A 14,780-nucleotide genomic window follows, 5' to 3' on the forward strand; every position below is an offset into this window, starting at 1 on the left:
GGCCGGCCGGCGGGCCGAGCAGCAGGGTGCCGGCTTCAGGTGGTGAGGTCCGGTCCGGCCGTGGTTCCGGCGGCGTACCGCAGTCCGTGCCCGAAGGGGTAGAGCGGATCAGGGCTCTCCTGAGGGACGTCGGGCCGGCCGGCCTCCACCTCGGCCATGGACCGGGGAAGCTGGAAGGGCAGCGTGCCCTGGGGGGCGGCCCGGCCGAACAGGACGTCGAGCAGCGCCCGGTCGCCCGCGCCGTACGCGGCGAGCAGTGCGGCGCAGCGATCGGCGATTTCCGGGATGACGGCTGGCCGTTCGAGGTGGATGGTGACGACGGTGGGCACCGTGTCGAGCAGGGTGAGGATCTGCTCGAGGCGGTCGTGGTCGAAGTCGAGCCGACCGGCGTGGAAGAAGGACTCGAACAGGCCCGAGCGGGGCTCGTACGGGGTGTTCAGGCGCAGCAGCGCCAGATCGGCGTGGGCGGAGTCGGTGACGATGTCGGCGTACTCGGCGGCCACGGCCGGGTCGACGCCCTCCACGTACAGTCGCGGGCGGCCGGACAGCGGCAGTACGGCGGCGCGGTTCTCCAGCAGGGTCAGTGAGCGGCGCTGGGCGGCCTCGCCGGCGGTACGGAAGTCGGCGCGTCCTACGATCTCTTCGGCGGCGTCCGGGTCGACGTAGCGGCGGTCGTCGAACAGGCCGAGGCGGAATTTCTCCGCCAGCAGGCGAGTGACGGAGGAGTCGAGCCGGGGTTCCGCCAGCCGTCCGTCGCGGACCAGGCCGGTGATCAGCTCGGGGCACGCTTCGCCACCGATCTGGTCGGCACCGGCGTGCAGCACCCTCAGTGCCCGCTCCGCGGGCGTGAGGTGTTCCACGCCCCAGGCGCGAGCGGCATGCGTCTCGCCCATGATCGGGCCGTCGGTGAGCAGCCCCCAGTCGGTGCAGACGATGCCGTCAAAGCCAAGTTCCTCGCGCAGCAGCCGAGTGATGATGCTGTGGTTGAAGCCGAATCCGACCTCTTCGTACGGGGTGCCGACCGGCATGCCGTAGTACGGCATCACCTGCGTGGCCCCGGCGGCGATGGCCGCCTTGAACGGCTTGAGGTGGTAGTCGAAGAAGCCGCCCGGATAGACCTGCTCCCTGCCGTACGGGAAGTGCGGGTCCTCGCCGTCCTTCTGCGGGCCACCGCCGGGGAAGTGCTTGACCATCGCGGCCACGCTGCCCTTGCCGAGTTGTTCGCCCGGCCCGCGCAGGCCCTCGATGTACGCGGCGGCCAGGCGGGAGGTCAGGTCGGCGTCCTCGCCGAAAGTGCCCGGGATACGGGACCAGCGCGGCTCGGTGGCCAGGTCGATCTGTGGGTGCAGGGCGACGCGCAGACCGACGGCCAGGTACTCGCGGCGCACGGTGTCGCCGTACTGGCGCATGAGGTCGACGTCATCGGCGGCGGCCAGGCCCAGGGCCTCGGGCCACTGCGAGAACGGGCCGGCCATCATCGCGGTGCCCGGGTTGTCGGTGAACGCGTGGCGCGGATCGGTGGACAGCGTGACCGGGATACCGAGCCGGGTGGCGGCGGCCTGCTCCTGGAGGCGGTTGTGGAGCTGCGCCATCTCGCGCGGGGTGCCCGCTCCCAGCAGGTTGAAGTGGGACATGAGATGGTCGGACATCATCTGCTCGGCGGTGAGGCCGACGGGCGCGGGGTTCGCTCCGATGCCTGTCGCGTGGTGGAACAGCAGCCCGGCCTTCTCTTCCAGGGTCATCCGGGGCAGCAGGTCGGCCACCCGTTCTTCGATGCTGCGGCCGGCGTCCTGGTACGGGTGGGTCACTGCTGCTCCTCGGTGGTGCGGTGGAGGGTGTGGAAGGTGTGGGTGCCAGGCCCGGCGCGGGTGGGTTCGGCGCCCGGCAGATCGATGGTGGCCTCGGTGCCCTGGGGGACGGTGACGTCGACGGTGAGCCGCTGTTCGTGCAGGCGCCACGCCACCTCGGCCCGGCCGTACGGTGTTTCGTGCGCGGCCTTCGCCCAGGTGAGGCCCCCGCCGGGGCGGGGCCGGACGAGTAGGCGGCGGTAGCCGGGGGCGGCCGGCGCGAGACCCGCGACGGTGCGGTGCAGCCAGTCGGCGATCGCGCCGAGCGCGTAGTGGTTGAAGGAAGTCATCTCTCCGGGGTTGACGCTGCCGTCCGGGAGCAGGCTGTCCCACCGCTCCCAGATCGTGGTGGCACCCATGTCCACCTGGTAGAGCCACGAGGGGCAGGAGCGTTCAAGCAGCAACTTGTACGCGGTGTCGGTGTGGCCGGTGGCGGTGAGCGCGTCACAGACCAACGGCGTGCCGAGGAAGCCGGTACCGATCCGGTGGCCCCGCTCGGCCACCAGGGCGGCCAGCCGGTTTCCGGCCTCGGCTCGCTCGGCGGCGTCCTGGAGCAGGCCGAAGCCGAGGGCGAGGGCGTAGGCGGTCTGGGTCTCTTCCACCAAGTGGCCGCCGCCGGTGTGGAATCGGGCGCGGAAAGCTTGCCGTACGGCATCGGAAAGAGCGTGGTAGCGCTCGGTATCGTCCTTCTCGCCCAGCACCTCGGCGGTGCGGGCGAGCAGGCGGGCCGAGTGTGCGAAGCAGGCAGTCGCGACGAGTCGGGAAGACGTCGTCGCCCCGCCCGGGTCGTCGGGGGACGCGGTCGGGTCGAGCCAGTCGCCGAACTGGAAGCCCTCGCCCCACACGTGTCCGGGGCCGGCGATCCGGTCGACGGCGTCGACCCAGGCACGCATGGACGGGTACTGGGTGCGCAACACCTCCGCGTCGCCGTACCGCTCGTACAGGACCCACGGGACGATGACTGCGGCATCGCACCAGCCGGCCATCGGGGGATTGCCGGGAGGCACCGGGACGGGGATGTTCAAGGGAATGGCGGGGCTGATCACCGGTGGGATGCCGTCGGGGTCCTCGCTCTGGTCGGCGGCGAGGTCGCGCAGCCAGGAGCGCAGGAAGTCCTTGGTGTCGTAGAGGAACGTGGCGGTGGGGGCGAAGACCTGGATGTCGCCGCTCCAGCCGAGGCGTTCGTCGCGCTGGGGGCAGTCGGTGGGGACATCCAGGAAGTTGCCTCGCATCCCCCACACCACGTTCTCGTGCAACCGGTTCAGCGACGGGTCGGAGGACTCGAACCAGCCGGTCCGGCGCAGGTCGCTGTGCAGGACCACAGCGGTGACGTCCCCAGGGGCGAGTTCGCCGGGCCAGTCGTCGAGTTCGGCGTAGCGGAAGCCGTGGAAGGTGAAGCGGGGCTCCCACTGCTCGCCGTCGGTGTCGCCGCGCAGGGTGTAGCGGTCGGTGGCCGTGGCACCGCGCAGCGGACGTACGCACAGCTCCCCGTCCTCCAGTACTTCGGCATGCCGCAGAGTCACTGTGCGACCCGCCTCTCCGCGGACGCGGATGCGGAGTCTGCCGACCAGGTTCTGCCCGAAGTCCACGATGGTGCGCCCGGTGGGCGAGGTGGTGACGGCGACCGGAGGGAGGCACTCGATGCGCCGTACCGGAGGGCTGTCGGCCGGGAAGAGCACCGAGGTGTCGAAGTCCACCACGCGAACGCGCCGCCAGTGTGCGTCGTCGAAGCCCGGTTCGCTCCAGTCGGGGCGTTCGCGGCGGGCGTCGTAGTCCTCTCCCTCGTACAGGCCGACGGCGGTGATCGGCCCGGCCGCCGCTCGCCAGCCGGGGCCGGTCGTGACCGTCTGGAGGTTGCCGTCGGCGTACTCGATCCGCAGCTCGGCGAGCAGGCCGGTGTGTGGTCCGTAGATGTCGCGGTTGCCGCCGTTGAATCCGAGCAGCCCCCGGTACCAGCCGTCCGCGAGGTGTGCGCCCCAGGCGTTGGGGCCGCGGCGCAGCATCCGGGTCACGTCGAAGGACTGATAGCGGTGGCGGTGGTGGTAGCTGGTCCAGCCCGGTGCCAGGACGTGGTCGCCGACGACGGCGCCGTTGAGTCGCATCTCGTACACCCCCAGGGCGGTGACCCGCAGCTCCGCCTGTCTCACCTGGCTGCCCACGGTGAACACACCGCGCAGCAGGGCGGCCGGGCGGCCCGCCGTACCCGGCGGCTCTTCCGGCAAGTCGGGGGTGATGACCTGAGCGGTCCAGGTATGAGACATGTCCGACTTTCTCGTGGTGGGTGGGCTACGGTCGTCCAGGCGAAGGGCGTTCAGATGACGGGGGCGGCGTCGGTTTCCGCGGGGTCCCGCAGTGGGGGGATGAGCAGCGAGAGCGCGAGGGTCAGCGCGGTGAGCAGCGCTCCTGTCCAGAAGAGCCAGGCGTAGCCGCTGTCCTGGTAGAAGGCGGTGCCGTCCACGACGGTGCTGTGGGTCGCGAGGGTGGCGAACGACAGGGCGGTGACGAGGGCGCCGAAGAAGTTGATGAGCATGTTGAGCATGCCGCTGCCCAGTCCCTGCTCCTCCTTGGACACCACGCCGACGACGAGGGCCGGGGCTCCCGCGACGACGAGGCCGGAGCCGAGGTTGGCCAGGCACGAGGTGAGGATCAGTTGGGTCTCATCGGCGTGGAAGCAGCCCACCAGGCCGTAGCCGAGTGCCATCAGAGCCAGCCCCGTCCACCAGAGCAGGCGGGCGTCGGTCGTGCGCAGGAGGCGGCTGGCGACAAGTCCGGCACCGAACATCACCACGTTCCAGGTGACGCTGACGGCGGCGTTGTGCTGTGCCGTCCACCCGAGACCGGCGGAGACCCCGGGGATGCGCGGGTAGAGGGCGAGCAGGATCGCCATGCTCGGCAGGGTGTACGCGACGGCCTGCGCGAGCCCTCCGGTGACGAGGACCAGCGCGACCGGGCGGCGGCTGAGCACCTTCAGGTCCAGGATCGGGTGGGCGCTGGAGCGCTCCACGAAGATGAAGGCGACCAGTGCGACAAGCCCGGCGGCGAGCCAGCCGAGGGTCTTGGCGTCGGCCCACCCCCAGCTCTGCCCCTGGCCGACCGCGTAGACGACGGCGGTCAGCCCTCCGCCGAGGACCAGACCGCCGGGCCAGTCGAAGCCGGGCCGGAAGTCATGCCGGGGAGTCCGCGGCACCAGGACGGCGATCAGCGCGAAGCCGACGGCGGAGGCCGCGGCGAGGAACCACATCACGCCCTTGTAGCCCCAGCCGTCGACCAGCCGGCCGGCCAGGAACGGCGCGGCCAGGGCCACCAGGCCGATGCTGCTGCCCAGGACGGCGCTGGCGGGCTTGACCAGCCGGGGAGGGAAGATGTCGCGCACGGCCGGGAAGGACAGGGCGGCGAACGGGCCGTAACAGCCGGCGATCGCCCGCCCGGCCAGCAGGAGCCAGAAGCTGCCCGCGGCCGCGGCGATGACGTCTCCGACGACTCCCAAGCCGGTCATCACGAGCATGAGCCGCTTCTTGCCGTACCGGTCACCCAGTTTCATCACGAACGGCGTCAGCAATGTCGAGACGAGGACGACGGTCAGCGTGAACCAGGCCACATGGGTGGTGCGGAAGCTCTGCGCCACGTCAGCGGTGGCATTGGCGCCCAGGATGCCGGCGGCGGCGAGGAGTTGGGTCGGCCAGATGAGCGCCAGGAGTACGGCGATCAGCCGCGGAGTCCATCTCGCGGTGTCGTCGGACGGTGCTGCGTCGAGCGGGGGGCTCGCAGACGTCGATGTCATGAAGCCGCTCCTTTCGCGAACAGGGAAGGTCGGGTTCGTGTGCGGAACGGCATGCCGTCACCCAGGGCTCACATCCGGCCGCGGGCTCGAAACGTTCCCTCGCTTTTGGACGATGATGAAGCCAATACCTAGTGTTCGCTAGGTGTTGTGGCTGTGGCGCACGTCACGCCGCGAGGACGTCAGGGCGCCCCTGTCGGGCGATGACAGCACTCCTCGCGAGAGCGGGGGCGACGGCCTCGGTACCGTTGTCCGCATGGGGACACCACGGGGGCCGCGCGGCGGCTACGCAACGGGACTGGCCAGGCGTAACCAGATCCTTGAGGCCGCGCTGCTGCGCTTCGGCCAGGACGGTTACCGCAAGACCTCACTGGCCCGCGTCGCCCGCGACGCCGGAATCACCGACGCCGGGCTGCTCCATCACTTCCGCGACAAACAGCAACTGCTGCTGGCCGTGGTGCAGTACTGGCACGAGCGGCTCGATGAGCAGTGGGTACGCGTGTCCGACTCCGTGCGGGACGCCTTCCGCTGCCACCTGGAGGACACCGCCGGAGCGCTGAACATGCCGGGGATCCTCGAACTCGCCGTCGTGGTGGGTGCCGAGGCCACCGCTCCCGACCATCCCGCGCACGAGTTCTTCTCCCACTGGCAGGAGAAGGGCGTACGGGAACTCGCGGACCGCCTGCGTGCCGGCGCCGAGTCGGGTGAACTCAAAGCGGGCCTGGATTACGAGAACATCGCCAGGGAGTGCGCGGCGGTCGACGCCGGACTACGGCTGCAGTGGTTGGCCGGCGGGCGTACCTTCGACTTGATCGCCGTGATGCGCTCGCACCTGGACCGCCTGATGAGCAGGATCGCGGCCGACGGTAAGGGGCTGTAGCGCTCGGAGCACGCAGGAGCCGGCCGCCAGCGCACATGCCAGGTGCCGGCGGGTCACAGATCCAGGACGAGGCGAGGGCAGGCGGCGCGCGAGACGCAGAGGAACATCGTGTCGTCGCGTGCCCGTTCGGCGGGAGTGAGCAGAGAGTCCCGGTGGTCCACCACCCCGTCGAGGACGGTGGTCTCGCAGGTCCCGCACGTGCCCTCCCGGCACGACGACAGGACCCGCACGCCGGCCTCCTCGACCGCTTGGAGGACGGTCTTGTCCGGCGGAACGGTCACCGTGATGCCGCTCCGGCAGAGTTCCACCTTGAAGGAGACCGAAGGGGCGTCGTCCTCCTGCCCCTTCGGCGTGAACCGCTCGATGTGGAGCGTGCCCTCCGGCCAGGAGGCACACCGCCGTTCCACCGCGTCGAGCAGGGGCTCAGGACCGCAGCAGTAGACGAGGGTGCCGGGGGAGGGGCTGCCGAGCAGCCCGTCCAGGTCGAGGAGGCCGCTCTCGTTCTGTGGGCACAGTTCCACCCGGTGGGGGTGGTCCTCGGTGAGCCGCGAGGCGAAGGCCATGGTGGCGCGGCTGCGCCCGCCGTACACCAGACGCCAGTCGGCGCCACGCCGCTCGGCGGCGGCGATCATCGGCAGGACCGGGGTGACGCCGATACCGCCGGCGACGAACAGGTAGCGCGGGGCGTCGACCAGCTGGAAGTGGTTGCGGGGGCCGCTCACCCGGACCGCGTCGCCCTCGGCCAGCGTGTCGTGCACGTAGCGGGAGCCGCCCCGGCTCTCCGGCTCGCGCAGCACGGCCACTTGGAAGAGGGAGGTGTCCTCGGGGTCGCCGCACAGCGAGTACTGCCGTACCAGGCCGGGGCCCAGCGTCAGGTCGATGTGGGCCCCCGGACTCCATGAGGGCAGCCGCCCACCAGAGGGGTGGGTCAGGGTGAGCCGGGCGACGTCCTCGGCGAGGGGCTCCTTGCGCACCAAGGTCAGATCGAGGTCGGGTTCGCCCCCGGTGCGCTGTGGGCTCGTGACGGTCATGGTGATTCTCTTTCCGGGCCGGGACAGATCAGGCGAAGACCGCGTGGCGAGGCTGAGGGGCGGACGCGGGAGCGGATTCCGTGGCCGGGCCGGGGTGGTGGCCCTCGGGGTGGCCCAGCAGCCGGTCGGTACCGAGCACCCAGTGGATCCGGTAGATCTCCTCGCCGGAGAGGACGGGAGGATGGAGTGGGCTCATCGGGCCACCGGCCGGGCCTGCGTCGCGTCCCCTTCCTGGATTTGCCTCGCTTCGCCCTCCTGGGCCAGGCGGGCGAGGATGCGCCGGGCGGCGAGTCCGCCCGTGTCGATGTCGACGCTCAGCTCCTGATAGCCGGCCTTCTCGGTGTCCAGGGACTTCTGCAGCACGTTGAGGGCCACGACGTCCTGCATGACCACCGTGTGGTTGTTGTTGTGCAGGAAGTCGGTGACCTCCTGGTCACCGAGGGCGAAGTCGCGGGCCACGGCCCAGAAGTCGTACGTCGTCTTCTCCGTCGAAGGGGTGATGCCGTAGACGACCTCCACGTGGAAGGCGTGCGGATCGCTGCCGTCGGGATGCGGACCGGGCGCTCCGACGGGCGCGATGCGCGAGTGGAGCAGGTAGAGGCACGGCGCGTGGTATTCGATGTCCTGCCAGCGGGTGATCCGGCCCTCGATGCCCGTGGAACTGGCGTAGAAGGGAGGGCACTCGGCGTCGTCCATGTGACGGCTCACGCGGACGACGCCGGCCGCGTCGTCGACCTCGGTGTTGATCGGGGTCTCGGCCACCTCGGGAGTGCCGATGTAACCGCCGTGCAGGTACGTCTCGTGGGAGAGGTCCATGAGGTTGTCGACCAGCAGGCCGTGGTCGCCGTCGATCGGCTCCATGCCGGACACCACGGTGTAGCCGGGCGAGTCCATCCACGGAGCGCGGGGCGGCAGGGCACCCCCCGGTTCGCGGTCACCGATCCATACCCACACGAAGGAGTCCTGCTCGACCACCGGGTACGTCTTCAGGCGCGCTGTGCGCGGGATGCGCCGCTGGCCGGGCACGAAGACGCAGCCGCCGTCGGGGCCGTAGGTGAAGCCGTGGTACCCGCACACCACCCGGTCGCCGTCCAGCCGGCTCGGCGCCTGCGACAGCGGGAAGCGCCGGTGCACACAGCGCTCCGACATCGCCACGGCCCGGCCGCTCTCCGTGCGGTACAGCAGGATCGGCTCACCCAGCACGGTGCGCCCGAGCAGCTCGCGCGCGACTTCGCGGCCGTAGGCGGCGACGTACCACTGATTACGTACGAAAGCAGTCATGACCGTCTCCTTCGGAGCGGGGAGTTCAGTGCGCGGTGCCGGCGGACCGGGCCGGGTGTCGACTGGTGCGGACCATCGTGGGGTCACCGTCCCCGGGGCACCAGGGGCCTTTCCGGATGCCGGGAAACAACCGCGGCCGCCTACGCGCGGCCGTGGCGTTCAGACCTGCGGCGTGATCATGGCGCGGGAGATCGCGCGGGCGCTGGTACGAATGAGCCGGGCCAGCGCGTGCGCGGAGGTGCTGCCATGGCGTACCACCAGCGATACAGAGGCGATCACCGCATCACCGCCGCCGTACACCGGGGCGGCGACCGACAGGGCGTCCATCGTGACCTGGCGGTCGCTGACGGCGTAGCCGTTGGTCCGCGCCTCGGCCAGCATGCGCCGCAACGCGCGTGGATCGGTGACCGTGCCCGGCGTGAAACGCTGGAGGGGTCCGGCGAGCACCTGCTCCTGCACCTCGGCGGGGGCGTGCGCGAGCAGCACCAGCCCGACGCCGGTGGCCGTCAGGGCGAAACGCCCGCCCACGCGCGTCAGCACGGGCACCGCACCGGACCCCGCGATGCGCTCGACGAAGACGACTTCGGTACCTTCGCGCACGGCGAGCTGTACGTTTTCGCGGGTGATCCGGGAGAGGTCCTCCAGGAACGGCAGGGCCCGCTCGCGCAGGCCCTGCCCGCGCGGCGCGAGGGAGGCGACTTCCCACAGCCGCAGGCCGACGCGGTAGCACCCCTTGTCACCGCGCTCCAGCGCTCCCCAGGCGATGAGGTCGCCGAGCATCCGGTGCACGGTCGACACCGGCAGCCCCGACCGCCGGGCCAGCTCACTCAACGTCATCTCCGGACAGTTCACGCTGAACGCACCGAGGATCCGCAGTGCGCGGCCCAGCACAGGCCCGGTGTGCGACTCGGAACCGCGGCGGGCCATCGGGGCGCCTCCTTCCTCCGCCGCCGAAGGCTCCTCATCGGGATGCCGCGGCTCACCTACGAGTGAGTCGTCCAAGGTGCTCTCACCCATTCCCAACGGTGCGACTCGTCCATGGCTGTGGCGGTCAGTGTGCAAGAAGGCCACGGCCACGTCGAGACGTCCGTACCGGGCCAAGAGCCCCCGACCACGTAGCCGAAGGACTGCGCTCGACCCGTTGGCCCTGCCCTGAGCCGCCTCTACGCGCTGGCCGCGGAGCTGGACGGCCCGGGACCGGTCGAGACCCTCCCGCGCAGGCCGGACACCCCGGACGACGCCGAGACGATCCTCTCGGCCGCGGTCCAGACGTTCGGCGACGTGCCCGGTCTGTTCGTCGCCTCGGGTATGAACCACGTCGCGCCGATCATCGAGATGGATGTCGAGGACTTCGACGCCGTCCAGTCGGCGAACGTGCGCGGCTCATGGCTGATGTGCCAGGCGGCGGGGCGGCACATGCTCGGTCGCGGCGGCGGGGGAAGCGTGGTGCTCGTGTCCTCCACCCGCGGCCGGCTGGGTCACCCCGCCGGATACTCCGCGTACTGCCCGTCCAAGGTCGCGGTCGACCTGCTCGGCCGCAGCCTCGCCGCCGAGTGGGGCGGTGCCGGAATCCGGGTGAACGTGCTGGCCCCCACGGTGTTCCGCTCGGAGTCGACCGCCTGGATGTACGAAGACGACGAGAAGGCCACCGCGACCCGCGACGCCATGCTCGCACGCGTCCCGCTGGGCCGGCCGGCCGAACCGGAGGACTTCGCCGAGGCGTTGATCTACGTGCCCAGCGACGCCTCCTCGTTCGTCATGCCCAGGCCATCCCGTACGGCTGCACGACGCCGACGCCGACGCTCTGCGCGGCGCGGCGCGGTGCGGTGGACGGCCTGCGGGACATCGACGGGGCCGTGGACGGCAGCACCGACCTGGCCGGGCGTTCGACAGGGATCTGACGCACATCCTGCTGGCGAATCACCGCTGGCGTGGACGGGTCCCGCCCGGTGGCAAGGTTGATCCCGGCGAGACACAACGCGAGGCGGCCCAGCGCCATACTCCCCTGGTTTCGGAAGAGGGACAGACTGCCGCGTGGCTGAGGTCGGACGAGCCGTGGGAGGGCTGGTTCCCGGACGACCGCCTTCGGATGCAGCAGTGCGCCATGTGGCTCGGCGAGAACACGTCGAGCCCATCTGTGATCAAGCAGCCTCTGGCATGACGTAGCCGTGGGCGAGGTCACGGAGTTCGGCGGGACGGTTCGTGCGTCGGGTGAGGCGTCGGGTCATCAAGGTAATCGAGGCCCAGGTGATGAGTGATTCGCTCATCTCGTGGAGGCGTTCGTGTCCACGGATGCGGCGACGAGTCCTCATGACCCATGACCAAGATCGTTTAGATCCGGTGGTCGATGGTCACGCGCATGAGCGGCTGGGCGGGTGCGGGAACGTTGTCCTGGGTCATGATGCTGCTCCCTTGCGCAGGGGGATCGAGGACGGAGGACACCTGTGGTGGTGTCCTCCTCGTGGGGGTGGTGAGCGCCTCGCGGTGGGCGTTCCTGTGGCTCTCTCTGTGCGGGAGAGCGTCCCTGTGGGGCTTCGGCCCTGGCCCAAGGTGGCGTCGTGTTCAACGTAGTGGCGATCGGGGCGGATGTTGCCAAATGACTGGCGGGTGGTCATCGGTACTGCCTCCGGCGTGAGTTCGACATGGCGGGCGGGCAGTGATCAGGACTCAGGTGCTTGCGTCTCGTTATGGCGGGCACGGCTCCCTCACCCCGTAAGGCCGGAGTCCGGGCCCCGGCAGCAGCGACCGGGAGGAAGATTCCGGGGCACGACGAAGGCCCGGACACGATGCCTCGGTTCACCCACCCACATCAGGTGGTGTGGTCCGCCGGTTCCTAACTACGCTGCCGAGCATGACGGACCTGCCGATCATTGCCTTCCTGAAAGCCCGCTTCGACGAGGCCGAAGCGCACTCTGCGGACGATCACTCTGAGAGCGCGGGGGCTAGGCGCTCCGATCTCTGGCATAAGCGAGGGATCCTCGAAGCGGTCGAGGCCATGTACGTACTTGGCGCAACACAGCCGCAAATCGCCTCGGACGGAACTGCGTTGGAGCGTTTTGCGTTGGCGAGCGCCCGGCGCACTGTGCTCATGCTCGCTGGTGAATATCGCGAGCACCCGGACTTCAATAGTGAGTGGCACGAATTCCGCTTTCCCCTGTTTGAGAGCAGGGACCGTCGGGTTCTCTGTCAGGGGCGTCTGACTGGACACATAAGCGACACTCTCGAACCAACTCCGGCTGAGCTCATCAAGCTGCTTACGGTGCACCCGGAAATGGTCGACGCGACCGTCACAGCACCTGCGTACTACGCGCCGGGTGAAGTCCACCCTCTCTCGCATGTCTGGGAGACCGTGCTGATCACACTCACCCTCGGCCCCTTCATACAAGCGATCACGGCCGGATTTGGCGGAGCCGTAAGCGAACTGTCGCAGAGCGCACTCCGCAAGGCCATCGGGAAATTCATGAGGGAACGCGAAGAGGGGACGAACAGGGCCCTCGAAGGAGGAAGATACTTCAATCGCCCAGCGCCGAACTACGCCATCGCACTACGCCCCGACGGTTTGAACGTGTCCTTCATGCTTCCCCTGCAGGACAAACCTGATCGCCGAACTGCCGCTGCTCTTATGCTCCTTGAGGTAGACATCAGTGCGTTCGGCACCGACGAAGTCGCCATTGTCTGGGACGACGACACATGGAGTGCACTCATTCACCCCAACCCCGATATACCCAGCATCACGATCTCCGCTCGATGGCAGCCGACCACGCGGCAGTGGATCTTCCCCAATGGCGAGGCGTGGCGCTCCCCCTCGGCCTCACCTGAAGGGCCAGATGCCCAGTGACCGCGACGCGCTCACACATCAAGCGGGGCTCACCGGGCGAGGAGGGCCTTGATTGGCCGCCAGGGGCTACTCAGCGCCTCTGGTGGGATCGCGCTGGCGAGTGGGGGAGCGTGGTGCTTTAGTAGTTGTTTCTTAGAGCTCGTAACACGATCATGATCTGAGCTTCTTGAGGCGTCTCCAGCAGATCAGGCCGCAGGCCGCAGGCCAGAGAGGTGAAGGCGTCGTGGAGTTCAGCGCGACGTTCCCAGCGGACTGATCCCTTGCGGGAGATGACGGGCAAGATCCGCCGGTGACGCAGCTCGTCACGGTGCGCGTTGGAATCGTAGCCTTGTCGCCGGGTAGGGCGTCGGGTCGTCGGCGTGGCCGACCGGGGCGGCCCGCTACAGGCGGGATGCCGTCGACCAGGGCGAGGGTCTGGGTAACGTCGTTGACGTCGGCCGCAGTCGTGATCACCTCAAGCGGGGTGCCGCGTCCGTCGCAGATCAAGTGGTGTTTGCTGCCCGTCTTCCACCGGTCGACCGGTGACGGGCCGGTCGCGGCTCCCCCTTTTTTCGCGCGGACATGGGAGCCGTCCACGCAGGCGCGAGACCAGTCGAGTTCGCCGACTGCGTTCAACTCGGCGAGCAGGAGACGGTGTAAGCCGTCGAAGACGCCCGCCTGCTGCCAACGATCCAGGCGGCGCCAGCACGTCTGCCCGGAGCCGAACCCCGGCTCCAGCGGCAGGAGTTGCCAGGCAATGTCGTTGATCAGGACGTACAGGATGTCCTGCAGACACAGCCGGTCATCCACCGGCCGAGGCCCCGGCGACCGCTGCGGCCACGGTGGCAGCAGCGGCTCGATCAGCTCGTACAAGTCGTCGTCCACGATCCACGGTCGAGCCTCACACCGTCACGAATGGCCGCAGCGTCACGCTGGTAACGCCCAACCAGGGCATCTCGACAAGATCGTGTAACGAGTTCTTAGGCCGCCTTCTTCCGGACCGTCACCCACGCGGCGAAGTCCTCGATGCCGTCGATGAGCGCCTCAGACCGGAAGGAGTGGAAGAGTGTCGAAGGCATGGTGTGCGCCAGGCAGTTCGACGTACACGACTGGCGAGGTGGAGACGGAGCGCAGGGCGGTGACAAGGACCCTGGAATTCTCGGTGTCCACCAGCTCGTCCCGGTCCCCGTGCGCGATGAGGAATGGTGGCGCATCCGTCCGGACGAGGTTCACCGGCGAGGTCGCCAGGTCGCCGTCGAAGTACCCCGCGAGAAAGCCGTTGAGTGCGACGGCGGCAGTCACGGAGGTAGGTGTGCGTTCGCGTCAGGCAGGCGGGATTCGCGGCTGCCCCCTCAACGAACGGCATCGTCACCCTCCGCGACGGCTCCCCAAGATCTGTGCCAGGGCCCAAAACTCACCGACGCTCGTACCCGGCAACTCAAGGCGTTCACGCCGCTGACCGTCACGCTGTTCCTGGAGCTTTCTGACTATGCGCTGGCGATCATCGACGACCCGGTGGTCCGGCGCGAAGCACTGGAGACCATCAGCGCAGGGACACCTCCGGCGTAAGGCAGTACCGGGCTGTGAGCCCCAACGCCCCGCAGGGTTCGGCGGGGTGATGGGCGTCGCGTGTTGTGCATTAAAGGGCCCCGGGGCGGCGGGCGGGTCTCGGATGAGACAAACATGGTTGCGTACTGGACAAGATCTGTTTCTCGGAGTCGCTGCTGGCAATTTCCTGTCAGGGTCCAGATACTCAGCCCGCATCAGGGCGGGGTTTTATGGAGAGGGGTACATCATGCGTGTTCGTCATGTTCTCGCCGTTGCGGGGTTGGGAGCCACGCTCGCAGTTGGGGCGACAGTAACTCCAGCTTCGGCTGCGACAGCCGGGGAATCTGGGGTGGCCGTAGGGACCGCGACCTGTGACGAGTGGAGCAATGGGTCCACCTCGCCCGCGCCCGACTGGGAGACGATCCAGCGTATGGAGGCGCACGCCCGTCACATCGCAGGTATGTACGTGTGACCGGCCCTCAACGGCGGCGATCGTCAGGACCATACGGCAGTTGTCGTAGGCCATACGGAGTGACCTGTGTCCTATGACACGGGCGCGCGCCGTGTTCATAACGTTTCGACAGAGAATTACCAGGTG

Annotated in this window: 12 protein-coding genes; 3 read left to right on the plus strand and 9 right to left on the minus strand. The window is 69.1% G+C overall.

What is annotated here, in order from left to right; translation table 11 throughout:
- Nucleotides 1-35 precede the first annotated feature (35 nt).
- From ACWDZ7_RS36780 to ACWDZ7_RS36790, 3 genes are read right to left on the minus strand one after another with little or no spacing between them, the layout of a single operon-like run.
- Entirely contained in the window at nt 36-1,808 is a 1,773-nt protein-coding gene (locus tag ACWDZ7_RS36780) for a glycoside hydrolase family 3 N-terminal domain-containing protein (protein ID WP_451803092.1), read from the minus strand.
- Entirely contained in the window at nt 1,805-4,108 is a 2,304-nt protein-coding gene (locus ACWDZ7_RS36785; protein WP_451803093.1) for a family 78 glycoside hydrolase catalytic domain, read from the minus strand. Before ACWDZ7_RS36785 ends, ACWDZ7_RS36780 begins: the two co-directional genes overlap by 4 nt.
- Before the next feature lie 50 nt (nt 4,109-4,158).
- Nucleotides 4,159-5,628, minus strand: coding sequence for an MFS transporter (locus tag ACWDZ7_RS36790; protein ID WP_451803094.1), 1,470 nt, complete (start codon nt 5,626-5,628; stop codon nt 4,159-4,161).
- A 253-nt stretch (nt 5,629-5,881) separates the two neighbouring features.
- Here ACWDZ7_RS36790 and ACWDZ7_RS36795 point away from each other — a divergent pair, with 253 nt between their 5' ends.
- Complete coding sequence (locus tag ACWDZ7_RS36795) at nt 5,882-6,505, plus strand: TetR/AcrR family transcriptional regulator (RefSeq protein WP_451803095.1); 624 nt, start codon at nt 5,882-5,884, stop codon at nt 6,503-6,505.
- 53 nt (nt 6,506-6,558) lie between these two features.
- Here ACWDZ7_RS36795 and ACWDZ7_RS36800 read toward each other — a convergent pair whose 3' ends face one another.
- The 4 genes from ACWDZ7_RS36800 to ACWDZ7_RS36815 all read right to left on the minus strand — a co-directional run bounded on the left by ACWDZ7_RS36800 (nt 6,559) and on the right by ACWDZ7_RS36815 (nt 9,744).
- Nucleotides 6,559-7,536: a PDR/VanB family oxidoreductase gene (locus tag ACWDZ7_RS36800; protein WP_451803096.1), complete on the minus strand. Its 978-nt coding sequence runs from the start codon at nt 7,534-7,536 to the stop codon at nt 6,559-6,561.
- Nucleotides 7,537-7,564: 28 nt separating this feature from the next.
- A complete protein-coding gene (locus ACWDZ7_RS36805) occupies nt 7,565-7,732 on the minus strand; it encodes a hypothetical protein (RefSeq protein WP_451803097.1) in 168 nt (55 codons plus the stop codon).
- On the minus strand, nt 7,729-8,817 hold the full coding sequence (locus ACWDZ7_RS36810) for a Rieske 2Fe-2S domain-containing protein (protein WP_451803098.1): 1,089 nt from the start codon (nt 8,815-8,817) through the stop codon (nt 7,729-7,731). The genes ACWDZ7_RS36805 and ACWDZ7_RS36810 overlap by 4 nt, the downstream gene beginning before the upstream one ends.
- A 159-nt stretch (nt 8,818-8,976) precedes the next feature.
- The gene (locus ACWDZ7_RS36815; protein ID WP_451803099.1) at nt 8,977-9,744 is read right to left on the minus strand and encodes an IclR family transcriptional regulator; all 768 of its coding nucleotides are present in this window, start codon (nt 9,742-9,744) and stop codon (nt 8,977-8,979) included.
- 255 nt (nt 9,745-9,999) lie between these two features.
- On the opposite strand from ACWDZ7_RS36815, the gene ACWDZ7_RS36820 reads away from it, so the two are divergent.
- Entirely contained in the window at nt 10,000-10,779 is a 780-nt protein-coding gene (locus tag ACWDZ7_RS36820; protein ID WP_451803103.1) for an SDR family NAD(P)-dependent oxidoreductase, read from the plus strand.
- Nucleotides 10,780-11,668: 889 nt separating this feature from the next.
- Nucleotides 11,669-12,655 (plus strand): hypothetical protein, encoded by a 987-nt coding sequence (locus ACWDZ7_RS36825; protein ID WP_451803100.1) that lies wholly within the window; start codon nt 11,669-11,671, stop codon nt 12,653-12,655.
- A 118-nt stretch (nt 12,656-12,773) separates the two neighbouring features.
- Here the strand turns inward: ACWDZ7_RS36825 and ACWDZ7_RS36830 are convergent.
- Nucleotides 12,774-13,522 (minus strand): IS5 family transposase gene (locus ACWDZ7_RS36830; RefSeq protein ID WP_451803104.1). Its coding sequence is split into 2 segments (ribosomal slippage): nt 12,774-12,985 and nt 12,985-13,522, totalling 750 coding nucleotides; the frame shifts between segments, so codons are not numbered across the junction.
- Nucleotides 13,523-13,678: 156 nt separating this feature from the next.
- Complete coding sequence (locus ACWDZ7_RS36835) at nt 13,679-13,936, minus strand: alpha/beta hydrolase (RefSeq protein WP_451803101.1); 258 nt, start codon at nt 13,934-13,936, stop codon at nt 13,679-13,681.
- Nucleotides 13,937-14,780 lie beyond the last annotated feature (844 nt).

It is taken from the genome of Streptomyces sp. NPDC003032 (assembly GCF_053591415.1).